The organism is Nonomuraea sp. NPDC050790, assembly GCF_044456745.1.
Taxonomy (GTDB): Bacteria; Actinomycetota; Actinomycetes; order Streptosporangiales; family Streptosporangiaceae; genus Nonomuraea.
Genome location: NZ_JBITGF010000007.1, coordinates 334,075 through 353,508, shown reverse-complemented (window position 1 = coordinate 353,508; position 19,434 = coordinate 334,075). Strand labels below are relative to the sequence as shown.

32 protein-coding genes are annotated in these 19,434 nt (G+C 69.9%); all 32 read left to right on the top strand.

The window, feature by feature from the left end:
- Positions 1–45 precede the first annotated feature (45 nt).
- Positions 46–1,062: a hypothetical protein gene (locus ACIBEJ_RS34450; protein ID WP_397187070.1), complete on the top strand. Its 1,017-nt coding sequence runs from the start codon at positions 46–48 to the stop codon at positions 1,060–1,062.
- Positions 1,059–1,613, top strand: a complete 555-nt coding sequence (locus ACIBEJ_RS34445; protein WP_397187069.1) for an ATP-binding protein — start codon at positions 1,059–1,061, stop codon at positions 1,611–1,613. Before ACIBEJ_RS34450 ends, ACIBEJ_RS34445 begins: the two co-directional genes overlap by 4 nt.
- The gene (locus ACIBEJ_RS34440) at positions 1,610–2,953 is read left to right on the top strand and encodes a replicative DNA helicase (RefSeq protein ID WP_397187068.1); all 1,344 of its coding nucleotides are present in this window, start codon (positions 1,610–1,612) and stop codon (positions 2,951–2,953) included. Before ACIBEJ_RS34445 ends, ACIBEJ_RS34440 begins: the two co-directional genes overlap by 4 nt.
- 204 nt (positions 2,954–3,157) lie before the next feature.
- Positions 3,158–3,772, top strand: a complete 615-nt coding sequence (locus tag ACIBEJ_RS34435) for a hypothetical protein (RefSeq protein ID WP_397187067.1) — start codon at positions 3,158–3,160, stop codon at positions 3,770–3,772.
- On the top strand, positions 3,769–3,930 hold the full coding sequence (locus tag ACIBEJ_RS34430) for a hypothetical protein (RefSeq protein ID WP_397187066.1): 162 nt from the start codon (positions 3,769–3,771) through the stop codon (positions 3,928–3,930). The genes ACIBEJ_RS34435 and ACIBEJ_RS34430 overlap by 4 nt, the downstream gene beginning before the upstream one ends.
- A gap of 4 nt (positions 3,931–3,934) precedes the next feature.
- Positions 3,935–4,162 (top strand): hypothetical protein, encoded by a 228-nt coding sequence (locus tag ACIBEJ_RS34425; protein WP_397187065.1) that lies wholly within the window; start codon positions 3,935–3,937, stop codon positions 4,160–4,162.
- A gap of 238 nt (positions 4,163–4,400) precedes the next feature.
- On the top strand, positions 4,401–4,679 hold the full coding sequence (locus tag ACIBEJ_RS34420) for a hypothetical protein (RefSeq protein WP_397187064.1): 279 nt from the start codon (positions 4,401–4,403) through the stop codon (positions 4,677–4,679).
- Complete coding sequence (locus ACIBEJ_RS34415; RefSeq protein ID WP_397187063.1) at positions 4,676–5,335, top strand: hypothetical protein; 660 nt, start codon at positions 4,676–4,678, stop codon at positions 5,333–5,335. Before ACIBEJ_RS34420 ends, ACIBEJ_RS34415 begins: the two co-directional genes overlap by 4 nt.
- Positions 5,332–5,505 (top strand): hypothetical protein, encoded by a 174-nt coding sequence (locus tag ACIBEJ_RS34410; RefSeq protein ID WP_397187062.1) that lies wholly within the window; start codon positions 5,332–5,334, stop codon positions 5,503–5,505. The genes ACIBEJ_RS34415 and ACIBEJ_RS34410 overlap by 4 nt, the downstream gene beginning before the upstream one ends.
- Complete coding sequence (locus tag ACIBEJ_RS34405; RefSeq protein WP_397187061.1) at positions 5,498–5,857, top strand: DUF6221 family protein; 360 nt, start codon at positions 5,498–5,500, stop codon at positions 5,855–5,857. Before ACIBEJ_RS34410 ends, ACIBEJ_RS34405 begins: the two co-directional genes overlap by 8 nt.
- Positions 5,854–6,207, top strand: a complete 354-nt coding sequence (locus tag ACIBEJ_RS34400; protein ID WP_397187060.1) for a hypothetical protein — start codon at positions 5,854–5,856, stop codon at positions 6,205–6,207. The genes ACIBEJ_RS34405 and ACIBEJ_RS34400 overlap by 4 nt, the downstream gene beginning before the upstream one ends.
- The gene (locus ACIBEJ_RS34395) at positions 6,204–6,413 is read left to right on the top strand and encodes a hypothetical protein (RefSeq protein WP_397187059.1); all 210 of its coding nucleotides are present in this window, start codon (positions 6,204–6,206) and stop codon (positions 6,411–6,413) included. The genes ACIBEJ_RS34400 and ACIBEJ_RS34395 overlap by 4 nt, the downstream gene beginning before the upstream one ends.
- Positions 6,414–6,537: 124 nt before the next feature.
- A complete protein-coding gene (locus ACIBEJ_RS34390) occupies positions 6,538–6,681 on the top strand; it encodes a hypothetical protein (protein WP_397187058.1) in 144 nt (47 codons plus the stop codon).
- Positions 6,682–6,828: 147 nt separating this feature from the next.
- Entirely contained in the window at positions 6,829–7,005 is a 177-nt protein-coding gene (locus ACIBEJ_RS34385) for an HNH endonuclease (RefSeq protein WP_397187057.1), read from the top strand.
- Positions 7,006–7,151: 146 nt separating this feature from the next.
- On the top strand, positions 7,152–7,580 hold the full coding sequence (locus ACIBEJ_RS34380) for a hypothetical protein (protein WP_397187056.1): 429 nt from the start codon (positions 7,152–7,154) through the stop codon (positions 7,578–7,580).
- Positions 7,561–9,153 (top strand): hypothetical protein, encoded by a 1,593-nt coding sequence (locus ACIBEJ_RS34375; RefSeq protein ID WP_397187055.1) that lies wholly within the window; start codon positions 7,561–7,563, stop codon positions 9,151–9,153. The genes ACIBEJ_RS34380 and ACIBEJ_RS34375 overlap by 20 nt, the downstream gene beginning before the upstream one ends.
- A gap of 9 nt (positions 9,154–9,162) precedes the next feature.
- The gene (locus ACIBEJ_RS34370; RefSeq protein ID WP_397187054.1) at positions 9,163–9,381 is read left to right on the top strand and encodes a hypothetical protein; all 219 of its coding nucleotides are present in this window, start codon (positions 9,163–9,165) and stop codon (positions 9,379–9,381) included.
- A complete protein-coding gene (locus ACIBEJ_RS34365) occupies positions 9,351–10,628 on the top strand; it encodes a phage portal protein (protein ID WP_397187053.1) in 1,278 nt (425 codons plus the stop codon). Before ACIBEJ_RS34370 ends, ACIBEJ_RS34365 begins: the two co-directional genes overlap by 31 nt.
- 2 nt (positions 10,629–10,630) lie before the next feature.
- Entirely contained in the window at positions 10,631–11,425 is a 795-nt protein-coding gene (locus ACIBEJ_RS34360; RefSeq protein WP_397187052.1) for an HK97 family phage prohead protease, read from the top strand.
- A gap of 61 nt (positions 11,426–11,486) precedes the next feature.
- Positions 11,487–12,734 carry a phage major capsid protein gene (locus tag ACIBEJ_RS34355; RefSeq protein WP_397187051.1) on the top strand — a complete coding sequence of 416 codons (1,248 nt, stop codon included), beginning with the start codon at positions 11,487–11,489 and terminating at the stop codon, positions 12,732–12,734.
- 10 nt (positions 12,735–12,744) lie between these two features.
- Positions 12,745–13,152: a hypothetical protein gene (locus tag ACIBEJ_RS34350; protein ID WP_397187050.1), complete on the top strand. Its 408-nt coding sequence runs from the start codon at positions 12,745–12,747 to the stop codon at positions 13,150–13,152.
- Positions 13,152–13,364 (top strand): hypothetical protein, encoded by a 213-nt coding sequence (locus ACIBEJ_RS34345; protein ID WP_397187049.1) that lies wholly within the window; start codon positions 13,152–13,154, stop codon positions 13,362–13,364. Before ACIBEJ_RS34350 ends, ACIBEJ_RS34345 begins: the two co-directional genes overlap by 1 nt.
- 64 nt (positions 13,365–13,428) lie before the next feature.
- Entirely contained in the window at positions 13,429–14,118 is a 690-nt protein-coding gene (locus ACIBEJ_RS34340; protein WP_397187048.1) for a hypothetical protein, read from the top strand.
- 10 nt (positions 14,119–14,128) lie between these two features.
- Complete coding sequence (locus tag ACIBEJ_RS34335) at positions 14,129–14,596, top strand: hypothetical protein (protein WP_397187047.1); 468 nt, start codon at positions 14,129–14,131, stop codon at positions 14,594–14,596.
- A gap of 2 nt (positions 14,597–14,598) precedes the next feature.
- Positions 14,599–14,919, top strand: coding sequence for a hypothetical protein (locus ACIBEJ_RS34330; RefSeq protein WP_397187046.1), 321 nt, complete (start codon positions 14,599–14,601; stop codon positions 14,917–14,919).
- Between the two features lie 328 nt (positions 14,920–15,247).
- On the top strand, positions 15,248–15,916 hold the full coding sequence (locus ACIBEJ_RS34325) for a hypothetical protein (RefSeq protein WP_397187045.1): 669 nt from the start codon (positions 15,248–15,250) through the stop codon (positions 15,914–15,916).
- Positions 15,916–16,722 (top strand): hypothetical protein, encoded by an 807-nt coding sequence (locus tag ACIBEJ_RS34320; RefSeq protein ID WP_397187044.1) that lies wholly within the window; start codon positions 15,916–15,918, stop codon positions 16,720–16,722. Before ACIBEJ_RS34325 ends, ACIBEJ_RS34320 begins: the two co-directional genes overlap by 1 nt.
- The gene (locus tag ACIBEJ_RS34315) at positions 16,719–17,180 is read left to right on the top strand and encodes a hypothetical protein (protein WP_397187043.1); all 462 of its coding nucleotides are present in this window, start codon (positions 16,719–16,721) and stop codon (positions 17,178–17,180) included. Before ACIBEJ_RS34320 ends, ACIBEJ_RS34315 begins: the two co-directional genes overlap by 4 nt.
- A 12-nt stretch (positions 17,181–17,192) precedes the next feature.
- A complete protein-coding gene (locus ACIBEJ_RS34310; protein WP_397187042.1) occupies positions 17,193–17,459 on the top strand; it encodes a hypothetical protein in 267 nt (88 codons plus the stop codon).
- The gene (locus tag ACIBEJ_RS34305) at positions 17,459–18,490 is read left to right on the top strand and encodes a phage tail tube protein (protein ID WP_397187041.1); all 1,032 of its coding nucleotides are present in this window, start codon (positions 17,459–17,461) and stop codon (positions 18,488–18,490) included. Before ACIBEJ_RS34310 ends, ACIBEJ_RS34305 begins: the two co-directional genes overlap by 1 nt.
- Positions 18,490–19,053: a hypothetical protein gene (locus ACIBEJ_RS34300; protein WP_397187040.1), complete on the top strand. Its 564-nt coding sequence runs from the start codon at positions 18,490–18,492 to the stop codon at positions 19,051–19,053. Before ACIBEJ_RS34305 ends, ACIBEJ_RS34300 begins: the two co-directional genes overlap by 1 nt.
- Positions 19,053–19,403, top strand: coding sequence for a hypothetical protein (locus tag ACIBEJ_RS34295; protein ID WP_397187039.1), 351 nt, complete (start codon positions 19,053–19,055; stop codon positions 19,401–19,403). The genes ACIBEJ_RS34300 and ACIBEJ_RS34295 overlap by 1 nt, the downstream gene beginning before the upstream one ends.
- Positions 19,404–19,434: the final 31 nt, after the last annotated feature.

Genomic DNA, 19,434 nt, shown 5'->3' with positions numbered 1-19,434 from the left:
CCCAGCTCCCGCCCAGCACCCACCTCTAGCACCACGGAGCACGACATGGCATGGGGCCGCGTTGACGACGCGTTCGACGACCACCCGAAGGTTCTTGCGCTGCTCGACATAGAGGATCTCAAGGGCGCGGCGGCGGCCCTCGGCTTGTGGACGCTGTGCTTCACCTGGGCGCACCGGAACACCAGGAAGAAGGGCAAGGTGCCGGGCCGCATCCCGTCATCGCTCCCGCGGCGCTTCTTCGGGCCCGAGGCGCGCGAGATGGCGGCGCTGCTCGTTGAGGTCGGCCTCTGGGACGCGACCTCGGACGGCGGATGGATGATCCACGACTTCGCCGACTACCTGCCGGGCAGGGAGGTGAGCGAGGCACGCGCGGAGGCCGGAAGGAAGGGCGCGGAGGCTCGCTGGGGGCGAAAAGCCGATGGCAATCTGCCATCCCTTAGCCATCGGAGCGATGGCAAAGCTGATAGCAAACGGATGGCTCCGGATGGCAAAAAAGACGTCGGAGAGATCAACTCCGAAACTCCGAGAACCGAATCGGGTTCTAATGGCTCGGAGCCATCGGCGGATGGCAATTTGCCATCCGGTAGCCATTCCAGCGATGGCAAACCGATAGCAAGCGATGGCTCGCGCGCGGGCGCGCGCCGGGAGTGGGTAGATGTACGTACTACGGTCCTCTCTCCCACTCCCACTCCCATTCAGCCTCCGGCGGGCGCTGACGCGCCGGACGAGGGGACAACGGGCGACGAACCGCTCAACGCCAAGGCCGTCGTCGCGGCATGGGTCGAGTCCGCACAGGCCCGCACCGGCGACCGACCCGCCAACAGCCTCATCGGCCAGGTTGGCAGACAGGCCAAACAGCTCATCGACGAAGGCAAGGACCCGGCCCGCCTCATGGCCGCCGCCTCCGAGGCCGGGCGCAAGGGTTACGCCGACCTCGGCCGCGAGCTGCTGCGCATAAACGCCGGGCCCGACCCGGGCGGCGGACGGTTCGCCCCCAACTCCGGATCCCGAGCCAAACTCCCCACCGCTGACGAGATCAGAAACGGGCAGGTCAACCTATGAGCACCCCCTACGAGCAGTGGCTGGCCGAGCAGGCCCGCGAACGGCTGGCCAGGTTGCAAGCCGCCCGCCCTGCCGCGTATCGCGCTCCCGGCCGACTGCACCCGGCCATCGCCGCATGGGCCGATCGAATCGCAGCCGGCGAGTACGGCAACCTCGTGATCGTCGGCAACCTCGGGGTCGGCAAGTCCTGGTCGCTGTGGGCTGTCGCCGAGCGTGTCGTCGGCGCGGGGTTCCGGGGACGCGTCCAGGTGACGCCCGCCGCCCTGCTGCGTCGCATGCTGACTCCACCCATGGACCGGGCCGGGCTCGATCGGATGTCCGCCGCCGGGCTCCTGGCCATCGACGACGTCGGCTCGGTGCGGATCTCCGACTGGGACTCCGACGGCATGGCTGAGACCCTCGACCCCCGATACGAGGGCCACCGGCCCACCATCATCACGTCCAACCAGCTCGACCTGCGCAGCCTGGTGGGTGAACGCACCGCGTCCCGTCTCGCGCACCACGTCACGATCGTGCAGATGGCCGGCGCCGACCGGCGGAGGGCCGCATGAGCGAGCAGGCGACCGGGCGCGGCTGGCAGCCGGGCCCCGACATCGTGGCCTCCGAGATGGCCGTGGCGGGCGCCGCCATCCAGGCCAAGTCCGCGGCCGAGGATGCCGCCGACATCTGCCAGGCGGCCGACTTCTACTCGATGGCCGGGATCGTCTACGCCGCGGCGCTGACGCTCGTCGATGACGGCAAGCCCGTCGATCCGGCCGCCGTCCTCGGCACGCTCCGCACCGAGGGAAACCTGGAGCGCGTCGGCGGCGGGCCGTACCTGCACACGCTCATGCAGCACGCGGCCAAGGCCGGCGGCGTCACCTACCACGCCAAACTGGTCGCGGCCGACGGGCGGCGCCGCCGGATCAACCTGGCTCTGGCCCGCGGCCAGCAGATCACCGAGGCCGACGGATGGGACGACGACCTTGGCCCCGATCAGATCCGGAAGATGCTCGACGAGGCCGCGGTACGGCCGGGCGACCGCGTCCAGTGCGACGTCGCCGCCGAGATGGCCACGCTCCTCGACGACCTGGAGACCCCGCCGCCCGCACCGTCCGGCGTGGTGCCGCCGTTCCAGGATCTGGCCCACCTGCTGACCGCCCACCAGCCCGGCCAGCTCATCGTCGTTGGGGCGCGTCCGTCGGTCGGCAAGTCCACGTACGCAGTGGACACCATCCGCAAGGCGGCGATCCGCGACGGCCAGTTGGCGGTCATGTTCACGCTGGAGATGCGCCGCCGCGAGGTGCTGCAACGCATGGTCAGCGCCGAGGCGAGCGTCGGCCTGCACGCGATCCGCGCCAACCAGGTGAGCGAGCAGGACCTGGAGCGGGTAGTGGATGCGGCCGCCCGCGTCTCCGGCGCACCGCTGATCATCGACGACCGGTCCAACTGCAGCCTGGAGCACGTGCGGGCCACCCTCCGCACCCTGTCCCGCCAGGGCCCTCTCGGCATCGTCGTCGTTGACTACCTGCAGCTCATGGCGCCGCCCAAGGCGCAGAACCGCGAGCAGGAGGTGGCGCTGCTGACGCGCGGGCTGAAGCTCATGGCCGGCGAGTTCGAGGTGCCGATCGTGCTGCTGTCCCAGCTCAACCGGGAGGCGGAGAAGCGCTCCGACAAGCGCCCGCAGCCGTCCGACCTGCGCGAGAGCGGCGCTGTCGAGCAGGACGCCGACGTGATCATCCTGCTGCATCGGGAGGACGCCAACGACAACGAGTCGGCTCGGAGCGGCGAGGCGGATCTGATCGTGGCGAAGAACCGGAACGGTCCCACGGCCACGATCACGGTGGCTCACCAGCTCCACTACAGCCGTTTCGTGGACATGGCGTGGTCGCCGACGAAGGGCCTGTCGTGAACACCCGCCTGCGCGGCCCTGAGAGCGATTCTCCCGATGCACCCATACAAGGACACCAGGGCGGGGGTGTTCGCCCGCGAGACGCGCTCTCAGGGCCGTCTGTGAGCACCCTCGCGCCAAAGCTATCGAACTCCAGAGCGGTAGTCCCTGTAGAAGGCGATCATCAGTACGGATAGGAGGCTCATAATGCATGATCCATTGGTCGTGGCGTTCGAGATCCGCCGCCCTTGGCCACAACGACAACTCCACTCCATGACCGACGCCCGGTGGAGCATCGGACGGTCGGCGTTCTGGACGTTGGCTGGGCGTTGCTACTACTTCCCGTCCATGATCACCGTCTGGCATCGCGAGCCCGGCGGCCGTGACTCTGGCGAGGTCTGCCGCCATCACTCCCGCTACCGGGACGCGAAAGGCGACTGGCAGTGGAAATTCCACCACGCATGGCGCTTCCACATCCACCACTGGAAGATCCAGGTTTCCCCGCTGCAGGAGCTGCGTCGCCGCCTACTCACCCGCTGTACGTGGTGCGGTGGGCCCTCCCGAAAGGGCGACTCCGTGAACGTCTCCCACCAATGGGGCGGCCGCCGGGCGCGCTGGTGGCAGGGAGAGCGCGGCCTCTACCACTGGGACTGCTCCAGCATCGCTGGCGCGCACCATGCGTGCGTCTGCGAGCACCCGATCACCGAATTTGACGGATGGGGGCCGTGTATCCGCTGCGGCAAGTACCGGGGCCACGGCCACACCGAGGAGAACCTCACCCGCATGCGAATGCTGGCTGCGATTCCAGCAGGAGAGCGAAGACTCCGGGAGGAGTCATGACCGACCCGCACGTCAACATCTCGCTCACCTTCCGAACCCCGGCGCCGACGGCCGCCGTCCTGGAGTCGATCCTGGCCGCCATCAACCAGCACGCCATGCCGTACGAGCTGGCGGCCGCGCACTGCAACGCGTTCGACATGGACGAAGTGGAGGAGTGAGGGCATGGAGGAGCGCTGCGACCTCACCGAGCTGATCAAGAGCATGTGCGCCCACTGCCGGGGCATCCCCGACGAGCCCGCCCTCAACCCGCTCGGCCGCCGTCCGGCCGTGTCCGCGTCCTGGCCGGGATGGTGCGCGGCGTGCGGTCAGCCGTTCGGCCAGGACGACATGATCAGGTCGGACGGGATAGGCGGCTGGGTCGCCGAATGCTGCGCAGGTGACGACCGATGATCCACATTCACCGTTGGCGCACCATCGAGCGGATCGGCCGCGTCATCACCCAACGCTGCACCAAGTGCCCCAAGATCCGAACCCGCGTCCGATGACCGACCCAGACCCGCCACCCGACGAGACCAGCCCAGGCGTCGTAGTCGCCTGGGTCCGCGACCACGAGAACCCCGACTACCACAGATAGAGCCACCGAACATTCCAGGTGACGGCACCTGAACCAGCACCACGGAGGGGAACCATGGACCAGATCGCCGTCGATGAAAACACCTACCCGACCGCCCTCGACGCCCTCGCCGCCGTCACCCGGACCCTCCTGCAACTCGCCGACAGCATCGACATCGACCAGATGCAGGCGCTCTGCAGGCGCTACGAGACGCTCGCCCCCCTGCTCGACCCCACCGCCTACATGCGCGGCGGCCGCGACAACCTGGCGACGCAGGGGGCATTCCTGAGCGCGCTCCAGCGGTTCGTCGCCGACGTCCGCAAGCTCGACCAGCGGGAGGCGAACCGGACGTGAGCCGCCGCACCACAGCACCCGCCCTCTGCCTCGCCACCCACCGGCACGACCCCGACCGGCCGCGAGCCGCCGCCGACGGCATCAACCTCTGCCCCGGATGCCGGATCGCGCTCCGCCGTCACGTCCGTGACCTGCCAGAACTGCACGCCGACGTCCTCGCCCAACTCCCCGCCACCCGAGACACGTCCGGGCCCACCGTGTCCGGCAGCCGCACGCCGCCACTGCCGTACAACACCCGCGCTGGCGACTGGCTCGGACAAGCACGCCACGACCTGCGATGGATCACCTCACTCGTCGCCACCGAGAGAGGCATCACCGGGCCACCGCCCAACCCGGCAACCCAGTGCGCGTGGCTCGAACGGCACCTCGACTGGATCGCCGCACACCCCGACGCTGGAGCGTTCAAAGACGTGTTCGCCGAGACCGTGGGACGCGCCTACAGCGTCATCGACCCCGGCCGGCTCCCGCTCGTGCTCGGGCCGTGCATCGAGGACATCGACGGAGAGCCGTGCGGCGGCATCGTGAAGGTGACCGTGCGCCGCGACGGAGACCCAACGCCGTCCGAAATGTATTGCGACACCTGCGATCTCAGCTTGGACACGACCCAGTGGCACCGATATGGGCGCCGCTACCAGCGAGGAAGGATGGCAGGGTGAACCGACTCCTGTCCGAGGCGAAAACGGTCACCCAGGTGCTTGTCGAGATCTTCGCGCCCACGATCTGGGTCCGGTGGTGGCCGCCTGGCTTCTACATCGACCAGCAGGCGGCCGACGAGCGGGTGGCCGCCGTCCGCGCCGGGACTCGGAAGGTAGGCATCCATGGATGACCTGATCGCGTTCCTGCGGGCACGCTTTGACGAAGACGAGCGGGTCGCCCGGGCCGTGGCGTGGGCGGATCGAGCTGCCTTTTGGCACGTCACTCCCAGAGGCGTCGTCAGCGACATAGGCATTGTCGTTGAACGAGATGTGGTCATCATCGCCAACCAACGACACGACAAACTCGAGCACATCGCCCGCCACGATCCGGCCCGCGTGCAGCGCGAGGTCGAAGCCAAGCGGGCGCTCCTGGGACTCTGGTCACGGGCAACCTCGTACGACCGCAGAGGCATGTACAGCCTTCGAACGCTCGCCCTGCCGTACGCGGACCACCCGGACTATCGACTGGAGTGGCGGCCGTGAAGAGGCGAGACATCCTCGACGAGATCGACGACGTCATTACCTGGCACGGCAGCCGTGACTCCATGATCTGGACTGCCGAACCACCCAAGTCCTTCGCTTTGGCCATTCCGCAGATCGAGGCTGAGCAAGCCCAGCAAGCCGCGCGCACGCTCGGCGAGCAGCTGCAGATCTTCGTGAGAGAGATGACACCCGCGTTCGAGCAGGCGATGCGCAACCTGGGTGAAACCATGCAGACGGTAGCTCGGATCGCCCCGCTGATGCAGGAACTTGCCGACGTCGACCGGCGGGCACGCAGCGCAATCAAGAGCGAGTACGCGCGGCGTCGGCGCCGCAGGACGGGGCGGAGATGAGCACCAGGATCAGCACCGCTGAAGCGGCCTACATGTACAAGATCCCCGCCCGCACGCTGCGCCGCTGGCACGCCGAGGGCCGAATCACGGTGGAACGTGATGGCCGAAACCTGCTGTGGAGCCGGACCGAGCTCGACCAGCTCACGAAGTTACGCGGCAACACACGCTTGCCACGGATGCCCCAGATGACCCATAGTCAGGTGTAACTCACCTGACGTGTCGCCTCAGCCACCCCACGGCCTCGGCCCGTCACCCCGAGAAGCGGCCCGGCCAAGCGCCGGGCCTCGCCATTTCCGGGCCCACATCTCGCCCAGCGCATCGGAGAGTCCCGTGGACGTCCTCCTCCTGCTCGCCCTCGTATGCTTCCTCGCCGGCGCCGTCGTCGCAGGCATCCAGCGGGCCTGGCCCACCGTCCTGCTGTGCGCCGGCCTGTTCTTCCTGGCCCTCGCCCAGACCGGCCTCATCGATAGCTGACCCACCGTGCCGCTGCGTCCCTGCCTGGACTGTGGCACGCCCGCACCCGGCAGCAGGTGCCCACCCTGCAAACGCCGTACCGACAATGCCCGGTACGCAGCACGAGGCACCACCGCAGATCGCGGACTGTCAGGCGCACACGCACGTATGTCGCAGCACTACAAGGACAGCGACGCAGCATGCGTGTACTGCGGGCGGCACAGCAGCGAGGACAACCCCATCACCGCGGGGCACATCGTCGCCCGCTCCAAGGGCGGAACGAACGACCCGTCCAACTATCAGCCTGAGTGCAGGCGCTGCGGATCGGCCAAGGGTGCGGCATAAGCGCAGGTCAGAGCGCTGATCGCGAAACAGGTCGGCGTTTGCGCAGGTCAGAGGGGGTAGGCGAAAGTTGATCACGACCCATCGGTGACCCCGTCCGCAGGCGGCTCTTTTTCTGTACGGTTCCGGCGATCTCCGGGGGTGCGAAAATGCCGAATCCTCCGAAGATGACGCCGCAGCGCCGCAATCCTCGGGTGGGGCCCGTCTATCTGCCCGCGTCTGGCCGCACCGGCGAGCCTCCGCCGTGGCCGCTGGGCCGGCAGACGGTTGCCGAGGAGCGGGCCTGGGCGCAGTTGTGGGCGACGCCGCAGGCGGTGGCATGGGAACGGCTCGGGTGGACGCGCACGGTGGCCCGCTACTGCCGGGTGATGGTGTCGAGCGAGAAGCCGAAGGCGCCGCCGGCGTTGCTGGCGCAGGCGACGGCGCTGGAGGATCGGCTCGGCCTCACGCCGAAGAGCATGCGGCTGATGCTGTGGGAGATCGCGCCTGACGAGGTCGCGGAGAAGCGCGACGAGGCACCTGAGGAGCGCCGTCGCACACTTCGGGCGGTGGATCCGGGTGCCGTGGCGGGGTCCTGAGGTCCGCGGCGAATTCCCGACGCTGGGGTACGCCCTGGGCGAGTGGATCGAGGCCAACTGCGTCGTGCCGGACGGCCCGCTCATGGGCGAGCCGTACCTGCTGACGGAGGAGATGTGGAACCACCTGCTGTGGTCCTACCGGCTGCGGCCGGACGCGCGAGACGTCGACGGCTCGGACGCGCTCGTCTACTCGGGGTCGATGCTGGTGAGGCCGCAGAAGTGGGGCAAGGACCCGTTCAACGCGTGCCGGTGCGCCGCGCACGCGCTCGGCCCGGTGGTCTTCGCCGGCTGGGACGCCCGCGGCGAGCCGGTGGGGCGCCCACACCCGTCCCCGTGGGTGGCGGTGGCCGCGACGGCGGAAGATCAGACGGACAACACCTTCCGGCCGCTGGTGACGATGCTGAGGGACGGGCCGCTGGCGTCGACACCTGGTCTGGACGTGGGCGAGACGCGCATCAAGCTGCCGGGCATCGGGTGGATCGACCCGGTGACCGCCTCGGCCCGGGCCCGGCTGGGCGGCCGGTTCACGTTCGTGTCCATCACCGAGTCGGGGCTGCTGGTGGGGACCGGGCCGACGGGCGGCGTCACGTTCGGGCGGGTGCTGAAGCGGAACGTGGCCGGCATGAACGGCCAGTGGTCGGAGATCACGAACCCGTGGGATCCGACTGAGAAGTCGGTGGCACAGCTCACCTACGAGGCGAAAGCCCCGGACGTGTACATCGACTACCGGGCGCCGCGGCGCAAGGTGGATCTGGAGGACGAGGAACAAGTCCTGCGCGAGATCATCTACCTGTACGGGGATTCGTCCCGACACCGCGGCGGCTGGGTGTCGGAGCGACGCATCCTGCGCGACATCCAGAACCCGGCGACAGGCGAGGCCGAGGCCCGGCGGTTCTTCCTGCAGGAGATCACCGCCGGGGCGAGCGACGCCGTCAACTCGGCGCGATGGGATGCGCTGGCATCGTCGGACGATCCGCTGCGGCCGGGCGAGCGGGTGACGCTCGGCTTCGACGGCTCCCGCTCGCGTGACGCCACCGCGCTGCGGGTCTGCCGCATCCGGGACGGACGCCTGTTCCACCTGCAGATCTGGGAGCCCGACGACGACCCGAAGTGGCGGGTGCCGCGCGGCGAGGTTGATCAGGCCGTTAAGGACGCATTCGCCGCCTACGAGGTCTGGTACCTGTACGCCGACCCGTACCGGTGGCAGGACTACCTCGACGCGTGGGCCGCACTGTTCCCGAACCGGGTGGTCGAGTTCCCGACCAACGTCGACACCCGTATGGACAAGGCCATCGAACGCTTCCTCACCGCGGTGAAGGCCGGCGAGCTGTCGCACGACGGCAACGAGGTCTCCACCCGGCACGCGAAGAACGCGGCCTTGGCCAAAGGGAAGCGCAAACCGGCCCGCGAGGACGACAGCGGCGCCGCGGCAGAGCACTACCTGCGCGTGGTGAAGAAGAAGCACGGCCTGCTCATCGACGACTTCGTGGCCGGGATCCTGGCCTACGAGGCGCGCGGCCAGGCGATCGAGGATGGCGCGCTTGAGGAACAGCGCGCCCCGAACCTGTGGTGAGGGGAGCGCGTGGCCGACAACCTGATCGAGGCGCTGGGCTTCGGCCTGCTGATCGCCTTCGCCTACTTCGTGTGGCCGCCGGCGGCCCTGCTGGTGGCTGGTGTCGGCCTGCTCATCGTGGCGAACGTGCGCAGCGGGCGTAAGACGCGCGCCTCCGGCCCGGTCGCTCCGGGCCGGCTGGAGCGGCTGGTGCGGGCATGGCTGGCATCGAAGGGCGCGCAGCCGTGACGATCCTGCGCGGACTGGCGGAGCTGCGCTCGCCGGAGAATCCGGCGGCGCCGCTGACATCGGCGACGCTGCTCGACTGGCTGGGCGGCCCGCGCACCGCCTCCGGCGTGCGGGTGACGGAAAAGGGTGCGCTCGCGTTCAGCGCGGTGTGGCGGTGCACGGCTCTCATCTCGGGCGTGCCGCCGGCGCTGCCCTTGCACGTCTACCGCGACGGCACGCACGACCGGCAGCCGGCGCAACTGCTGAAGAACCCGCACCCGGAGCTGACGGCGCTGGAGATGTGGCGGCTGACCTACGTGCACCGCTGCCTATGGGGCAACAGCTTCTCGCAGAAGGTGCGCGACCAAGGCGGCCGGGTCCGGGAGCTATGGCCGATCACTCCCGATCGGGTGCTCGTCGAGAGGGACCGGCCGACCCAGGCCAATCCGTCAGGGAAGATCTTCTGGGTCACTGACGACTGGGGGCAGGTCCACCGCCTGACGAAACGCGAGATCATGCACATCCCAGGCATGGGCTACGACGGGGTGTGCGGGGTGTCCCCGATCCGGGCGGCGCAGGCGGCGATCGGGCTGGCGTTGGCGGCCGAGGATTACGGTGCCCGCCTGTTCGGGTCCGGCAACCTCATGTCTGGCGTGCTGCAGACGGAGCAGCGCCTGGAGAAGGGGCAGGCCGACGCGCTGAAGGCGCGCTGGAAGGCGAAGATGCACGGCTTGGACAAGGCGCACGATGTCGCGGTGTTGGACAGCGGCGCGTCGTTCCAGCCGGTGTCGCTGCCGGCCCGGGACTCGCAGTTCCTGGAGTCGCGGACGTTCGAGGTGGAGGAGATCGCCAGGTGGTTTGGCGTTCCCGCCTTCCTCATGGGGCTGACCCAGAGGTCCACGTCGTGGGGTACCGGGCTGGAGCAGCAGGCGATCGGCTGGGTGAAGTTCGACCTGCACCCCACCTGGCTGGCGCCGACCGAGCAGCGCATCACGAAGGAACTGCTCGGCGCCGGCGTCGAGGCGCGCTACAAGATCGAGGGCCTGCTGCGCGGCGACAGCCGGGCACGCGCCGAGTTCTACCGGGTGATGCGCGAGGTCGGCGCCCTCAGCGCCAACGACATCCGCGACCTCGAGGACCTGCCGCCCGTCGACGGCGGCGACACCTACCTGCAGCCGATGAACATGGCCCCGCTCGGCAGCGACCCCACGGATCCGGCCGACCCCGCGGCCGGCGACCCTGACGACGATGACGAGGGCGGCGAGTAGAGATGACGCTGACCGTGACCACCGAGGAGCGTCGGCGCCTCGCCCTCGCGGCGACCGGCGCCGAACTGCGCGCCGATGACGCCGGGGCCGTACGGTTCGTCGGCCTGGCCTCGCCGTTCAACTCCAGGGCGGCGATCGGCAACCCCAGGACGTGGGGCTTCTACGAAGAATTCGCGCCGGGCGCCTACACCAAGACGTTGTCGGAGGGCGACCAGCGCATGCTGATCGACCACGACTCCTACTTCGTCGTCTCCCGGGTGTCGGCCGGCACGCTGAAGCTGGCCCAGTCCGCGAGAGGCCTCGAAGTCGACTCGGCCCTCGACGATGAGCTGTCCTACGTTCGGGATCTGAAGGCGAACCTGCGCAACGGCAACATCACCGGCATGTCGATCGGCTTCTACGTGGTCAAGGACCAGTGGACCATGATCGAGGTCGAGGAGGAGGGCGACGACGGGAAGGTCCGCGTCTTCGACGCGGAACTGCGGACCGTCCTGGAGGTGCGGCTCATCGAGGCCAGCGCCGTCACCTTCCCCGCCTTCACCGACACCGAGGCCGAGCTGAAAAGCGTGGCGTCCGCCCTCGCACTGCGGGCGGACGTCGGCGCGGTCGAGCGCCGCGCCGTACACCGTCCCGAACTCCGGGACGTCCTGCAGGTCATCGCGCGCGAGCCGGGCGAGTCCACTCGCGCTGACGAAACCACCGAGCCGGGAGAGACCACTCGGAGGCACGTCGAGGAGATCGACCTGGCCATGCGGGGGTTGTCGGCCCGCTACGGGCTGAAGTTGCCCACCGCCTGACCCACCACCGATCACGACCCCGCGCCGTCGGGGCCGTCGGCATGCCCTGAAGGGGGTAAGCATGAGCACTGCGCTCAACCGGCTCATCGACGAGCAGAACCAGATCTGGGAGCGGATGCAGGATATCCGCGGCGGTCTGGACGACCGTGACATGACCGCCGAGGAGCGGGCCTCCTGGGACGCCGCTGAGACGCGGCTGACCGAGGTGTCCGGCGACATCGAGCGGTTGCAGCGGGATGACGCCCGCCAGCGGATCGACCGCTCCCAGATCGTGACCGCCACCGGGCGGCCCGACGAGGACGGCGGCCAGCGGAGCGACGCGGCCGAGCGCGAGCGGCGCTACGCCGACGCGTTCTACGGCTTCATCCGCCGCGGCCTGGACCGGCTCACGCCCGAGCAGCGCGAACTGCTGGCCGCCGGGTACGGCGAGGTCCGCGCCCAGGGCACCGTCATCGACACCGCCGGCGGCTACCTGGTGCCCGAAGGCTTCCGCAACACCATGACCGAGACCATGGTCGCCTTCGGCGGCATCATGAACATCTGCACGGTCATCTCGACCGGCACCGGTCAGGACCTGCCGTGGCCGACCAACGACGACACCGGCAACAAGGGCGCCATCCTGGCGGAGAACACGCAGATCACCGAGCAGGACGTGGTTGTCGGCCAGCGCAAGCTGTCGGCCTACACCTACACCTCCAAGCTGGTGCGCGTCGCGCTGCAACTGCTGCAGGACAGCGTGTTCGACCTGGAAGCCTGGCTGCCCGGCGTGCTCGGCACCCGCATCGGCCGCGCCGTTGCCGAGCACCTGGCCACCGGCACCGGCGTCGACCAGCCGCTCGGCATCACCACCGGCGGCACCGTCGGCAAGACGGGCGCGGTGTCGGCGACCGCAGTCATCACCTACGACGACACCATCGACCTCGAGCACTCGGTCAACTCCGCCTACCGGGCCAACGCCCGATACGTGATGGCCGACAGCATGCTCAAGCTGCTGCGCAAGCTGAAGGACTCCGACGGCCGGCCCATCTGGGTGCCGATCCCGGCACCCGGCTTCCCGGCCACGATCAACGGCCACCCGTACACGATCGACGACGGCATGCCCGCCCCCGCGGTCAGCGCGAAGTCGATCGCGTTCGGCGACTTCAAGCGCGGCTACATCGTCCGCCGCGTGCAGGACGTCCAGTTGCAGATCCTGCGCGAGCGCTACGCCGACTACCTGCAGGTCGGCTTCCACGGCTTCTCCCGCCTGGACGGCCGCATCGACGACGCCGGCGCCATCCGCCTGTTCCAGCACGGCGCCGCAGCCTAAGGAGGTCACCGTGAAGGACCTGTACAACAACGTCCTGCTCAAGCAGTCGCTGCTGCCCGCCACCCGCACCAACGGCACCGTCAACGGCACCGCCGTCGACCGCAAGGAGGACGGCAACGACTACCAGGCCGTGCTCGTGCTCGTCACCGCGGGCACCATCACCGACGGCACCCACACCATCGAGGTGCAGGACGGCGACGACGGCACCAACTTCACCGCCGTCGCCGACGCATTCCTGCAGGGCGCCGAACCGGCCATCGTCGCCGCCGACGACAACAAGGACTACGCGATCGGCTACACCGGCCTGAAGCGGTACGTCCGGGTGTCGGTCACCACGGCGGGCGCCACGTCCGGCGGCACGTTCGGCGCCGTCGTGCTGCTCGGCTCGCCCGCAGTGGCCCCGGTGGTGAGGAACTGATGCCCCGCGTGCGCATGCTGACCAGCGTGTCGGGCGTCGAGGTGAACTACGCGCGCGGCGACGAGGTCGACCTGGACGGCCCAGCGGCCGCCGCGTGGTGCGAGGCCGGCATGGCGGTCATGGTCCGCGACGAGCAGGCCGAAACGCCCGAGCGCGCCCAGGGCCGGCCGGAGACCGCGGCCAAGCCGCGCACCCGGAGCAAGACCACCTGAGGCCCGCCGTTCGTGAGGGGCCGGGCGCGCCGACCGGCCCCTCACCCTCGCTGGGGAGGTGACCGTGCCGCTGACCATCGCCGAAGTACTGAAGACCAGCAACTCGCGCACCACCACGGAGGTGCTGACCACCTCGGCCGGCACCGCCGCCGGTGACAAGCTCGCGGTGTTCTACGGTTCGGACTGGTTCAGCCTGGCCTCGATGCCCGAAGTGACCTCCAGTGCGGGTACTCCCGATCCCGTCCGCACTGTAGACGCCGGCACCAACGTGGGCCACATCAAGAGCTACACGATCGACGTCACCACTTCGGGCGCGAAGACGGTCACGATCCCCGCCCATGTGGACGCCGATATTTTCGGGGTCGTCCTGCGGATCTCGGGCTCGTTCACCGTCGACGACGATGACGGCCAGTTCAGCGCGACGGGCACCGTCTCGCACACGGCGCCGTCGCTGACGACCACCGGCGCCGACCGGCTGCTGGTCTGCTGTTTCCTCGCCTGCGACGTCAACACGGGTTTCACCGACCCCTACGTGCATCCGGCCGGGATGACCGAGCGCGCCCAGCCGATCGCGTCGCCGTTCGCCGCGATGCTGGTCGCCACCCAGGACATCGTCGCCGCTGGCTCGTCCGGCACCCGGACCGCGACCTGCTTCCAGGCCGAGCCGTACGCCGCGATCAGCCTCGCCCTCGCCGGGCCAGCCGACGCCGCCGCGCTGCCCCGCACGCTCAGCCAGTACGGCGGCTTCTTCTGAAAGGACTGCAATGGCTCGATTCGCTGCCCAGGTGGAGTCGACGGCCGCACTGGCCGTGGACACCGGGTTCGCCTGGCTCATGTCCTCGGCGACCACCGGCTACAAGCTGCGCCGCGTCACGATCGGCTGCGTGGCCGGCGCCGGCGTGCCGACCAGTCAGCAGGTGGTCGTCGGCATCAACCGCGTCACCTCCGCCGGCACCACCCCCACGGCGGGCATGACCCCGGCCAAGCTCGACCCCAACAGCGCGGCCGCGGGCGCCGTGTGGAACACCGCCTACTCGGCGGCTCCCACCAACACCGCCAACGACCAGTGGCGCATCCCGTTCAACACCCAGTCCTCCGCCGACCTGCCATGGGAACTGCTGGAGGAGTGGGCGGTCGCGCTGGGCACGGCCAACGGCCTGGCGTTCATCAACCGCGACAACGCCCTCCCGGCCTCGCACAAGTACGTGCTCAGCGTCGAGTGGGAGGAGTAGACGTGGGATTCGCTGAACAGGTCGCGCTGGCCAAGGACACCGCGTTCCGGGACCGCGTCCGGATGGCGGCCATCACGGCTGCGGTGAACGTGGCCGGTGAGGCGCAGAGCACCCTGTCATCAGCGGCGTATCACAAGCGCCAGGTCCTGGCCACGCGCGTGCTGACGAACGCCGGCAGCGGGGCGCAGGGCGACGTGCTGGACATGTTCGCGTGGGCGGTCGCGCAGAACGCGGCGATCACCGGCGCGAGTACGGACAGCGACATCCAGTTCACCGTCAACGCCATCTGGTCGGACTGCGCCGGCGTGCACGCCCTCGACTGAGGAGAGCTGAATGTCGCGGCGCTGGCGCCACCCAAGACCGCGCCAGGGGACCTTCTTTGACGGTCCGCGGACCGTCGCCGCCCCGCAGCCGCCGGCGCCGCCCCCAAGGGTCGCCCGCTCGAGAGCCCGGGCGGCGCTGCCCGCCGTCCGGGCGGGCGCCTTCGCCCAAGCCCCTCTCGCCACCGCCTCGGCCGCTGGTGTCCCGATCGCGCTCCGGCAGCAGATCTCGCTCCCGCCGCCGCGGCGCCGCCGCGGGGTCGCGGCGCCAACACCGCCAGCCGTATCGCTCCCGGCCCGCGCTGCCCGCCGTCGGCTGTCGTTCGGATCGGTGCGAGCTGGCCTGTTCTTCGCGGTGCCGCTCACCGTCCAGGCTCCCGTGGTCCCGCCCGTCCCGCTCCGCGTGCTGCGCCGCCAGGTGGTGCTGGCCGCCGTCCGCTCCGGCAAGGTCTGGTCGCCGCCGCGGCCACAGCCGGCTCCGCCTCCGCCGCCCTGGGCGCCGGCCGCGATCGCCCGCGACAGGATCTGGCTCGCCGGCGGCCGCCGCGGGGGGTTCTGCGCCGGTCCCGTGACGCCGGGCGGCCCGCCGCCGGCTGCGGTACGCCGCCACCGGGGCGGGCTACCGGCCAGGCCCGGACACTTCGGGCCTGCGCCCGCCCCGGGGGCGCCGCTGGTCCGCCCGGTCCGTCGCCGGACCCGGCCCGGCCTGCCCGCCCTGCGGCGACCGCACCGGTTCGAGCCCGCCCTGCCGCAGGCCGCTGCGCCGATCGCCCCGCCGTACACGCCGATCACCCTCAAGGGCCGGCGCGGCATCCCCGCGCTGCGCATCCACGGCCGGGTGATGCCCGGATGGATGGCGCTCACCACCTCCCCCGTGGTGGAGGGGCCCGCCGTCCTGTCGTCGACGTCAGCCTCACCCGCCGGCCTGTCCGCGGCGTTCGGTGCGGCGGCCGCGCTGAGCAGTTCCGACAGCCCAGTGGCCAGCATCGGAGGTGAGTAGTGAGCACGTACGCGTTCGGCGCCGCTCCCCGCCTGTCGACCACGGTCCGGGTTGGCGGCATCCTGGTCAGCCCGGCGTCGATCAGCCTGACGATCCTGCAGCCGGACAACACCACCGCGGGCCCGTTCACCCCGATCAACGACGGGACCGGGCTCTACCACTACGACTTCACCGTGGTCCAGGCCGGGCGGCACATCGCCCGGTGGGTGACCTCGGCGCCGAACGGCGTCGACGAGGAACCCTTCGACGTCGCCGCGCAGTGGGCCGAGGCAGGAATCTTCTCTCTGACCGCGGCCAAGAAGCAGCTCAACATCGACCTCGACGACCACAGCGACGATGAGGAGATCGCCGACTTCGTGCGCAGCGTCACCATCGGCTGCGAGCGGTATGTGGGGGCGCTGGTCCGCGCGGCGCACGTCGAGAAGCACGACGGCGGGCACCGGCTGGCACTCAACCACACTCCGGTGCTCGAGCTGACCAGCGTGGTGGCAGTCGAGACGGGCGGCGCCGGCCAGGACGTCGCCGACCTGGACGTGGACGGCCCGACCGGGATCGTGCAACGCCGCGATGGCGCCCGGATGTGCGGCCCGCTCCGGGTCGCCTACGTGGCCGGCCGTACCGCCATCCCGGCGAACGCCTCCCAGGCGGGACGGATCATCCTGCAGCACATGTGGGAGACGCAGCGCGGCCAGCAGGGCGGGGTCAGCTTCGGCGGGTCGGACGAGGTGTGGGATCCACGCTTCGGCTTCTCCATCCCGCGCCGAGCCCAGGAGTTGCTCGGCGAGCAGCCACCGGGCATCGCATGACGACCACCTCGCGGGCGCCAGCCGTCATCGACGCGCTGGTGGCGCTCTGCCGCGCAGCCCCGGCCCTGGACGGCGTGGCGGTTCACGACGGCCCGCACGTCACTTCCAGCCCGCTGAAGGCCGTGGTCTGCATCGGCTGGGACGGCGACGAGGACAACGACGCGGCCGTCGAAGCGCAGCAGGAGTGGGCCTCCATCGGACAGAAGGCCAAGAACGAGACCTTGCAGGTCACCTGCGCGGCCGTCGCCTGGAACGGCGGCACCGTCACCAAGACCGCGCGCGATCGCGCCTACGCACTGGTCGGCGCCGTGGAGGACGCGCTGCGCTCCGACCCGGCGCTCGGCTTCCCGCCGCCCACGATCGTTGCGATGACCACCGGCAACGCCTTCCAGCGCCAGGATGCCGGCGGCGTCCAGTGCCGAGTCGTGTTCACCGTCGCCGTGCACACCCGCATCTAAGGAGAGACCCGCATGGTCAGGATCAAGAACATTTCCGGCGAGCACCGCCGTGTCGGCCGGGCCGACGGCCCGCTCGTCGAGGCCGGGAAGGTCACCCAGGCTCCTGGCTACGTGCTTGAGGAGCTTGGCGACGCCTACGTCATCGGCGGACCGGACGACGTCCTGCGCGACCCCGACACGAACGAGCCGATCGGCTACACCGGGCAGGCGCGCGCCTGGCCGAAGGACACGTGGGAGCTGGTGCCCGAGGCCAAGAGCAGCGGGAAGGGTGAGCAGTAATGGCGACCGGGACCGGCCTCGACGCCCAGCTCGGGTTCGCCGCCGAGAGCACCGTGGGAACCCCGGTTACGGTCACCAAGTTCCCGGAGTTCAACAGCGAGTCGCTGGCGTGGACGCCGACCTTCGTGGAGCCGACCGGGCTGAGGGTCGGCCGCAAGTTCAAGCGGGTCAGCCGTCTGGTCCAGAGCAGGAAGACGGTCGAAGGGTCATTCGAACTCGAGTGGCCGACGAAGGGCGCCGGCCTGCTGATCGCGCATGCGCTCGGCTCGTCCGGGCTCCCGACCCAGATCGCGGCCACGACCGCCTACCGCCAGATTCACACACCGGGCGGGCTGGTCGGCAAGGGCCTGACGATCCAGGTCGGGCGGCCGGAGCCGTCGGGAACCGTCCGGGCGCACACCTACACCGGCTGCAAGATCACCGGCTGGGAGTTCAAGCTCTCCGACAGCGAGATCGCCACATTCTCCTTCGACGTGGACGGCTGGGATGAGTCCACGGCCACCGCGCTGGCGACCGCGAGCTTCGTCAGCGGCGCGGAGGTGTACAACTTCCAGCAGGCCGTCCTCAAGCTCGGCGGCACGCCCGCCACGGCATCCGGCGAGATGACCGTGACCGGCGGCACCGCGGTGAGCACGGTCATCAAGGAAATCTCCATCAAGGGCGAGAACCCGCTGGCGACCGAGCGGTACGGCATCGGCAACGCGGGCATCAAGAGAGAGCAGTTGGAGAACGACTACCCGACCATCACCGGGTCGCTGACGGCCGAGTTCAGCAAGGCCGAGTTCTACGATCTGATCAAGAACAACACGACCTTCGCGCTCGACCTCGCCCTGACGGGGTCGGCGATCTCCGGCGGTGGCGGCGCCAACTTCCTGCTCAGCTTCATCATGCCCGCGTGCAAGCTGAAGGAGGCCGCGCCGACGGTTGAAGGCCCGGACGTCGTGCAGATGAGCACCAGCTTCGAGGCCTACGACAACGAGGTCGACGCCCCCCTCCAGATCAAAATCGTGTCCACCGATACGGCCCTGTAATGGTCGACGTCCGCATCCAGGGCGCCGAGCAGCTCGGCGAGCTGGCCAAGCGACTCAAGGCCGCCGGCAACGACGGCAAGAAGCTGCGCAAGGAACTCCTCAAATCGATTCGGGCAGGTGCGAAGCCGGCGCTGGCCGACACCCGCCGGGTGGTGAAGACCATCCCGGTCGTCGGGGCCCGCGGCGGCGGCCGCAAGGCGCGCGAGGGCCACCAGTTCGACAGGTCGAAGGGTGATGAGGGCAAGCGCCGGGACCGGGCGCGGCGGGGTGCGGGGCTGCGCGACACGGTGGCCCGCTCGCTGCGGCTCGTGGTGAAGACAGGCAGCAGGACGCCCCTGGTGCGGATCGAGGTGGACGCCTCCAAGCTGCCGGAGGATCAGCGGACCCTGCCTCGCCACCTGGACTCCAAGAGGGGCTGGCGTCACCCCACGTTCGGACGTGAACCGTGGGTGGATCAGCGCGGCCGGCCGTGGTTCGCCGTCACCATCCGCAAACACCTGCCCGCCATGCGGACCCGTGTGATCACGGCGATGAACGACATCGCCAAGAAAGTGGAGGGCTGATGCTGCAATTCACCCACGACGGCAACACCATCGACGTCGACCTCGACGGCCTGCCACTGCACGAGGGCCTGGCCCTGCAGAAGGCCACCGGCCACCGCATGCCGGACTTCCTCGCGGCCATCCAGGGCGCCGACATGGAGGCGTTCGCCGCCCTGGGCTGGGTGCTGGTCAAGTTCCGCTGCGGCAAGCCCGACGTGACGTTCGAGGACGTGTGCGAAGGCCGCGTACCGATCAAGCTCTCCGACTTCGACGACCCGCACGCGCGCGCACAAGCCGAGGCGCAGGAGGCCGCGGCGGGAAACGGCCAGGGCCCTGCGCGCCGCGGCGCAAGGGCGAAGACCCGTACCTGAAGCTGCACCGCTACAAGGTCGCGCTCGCCTA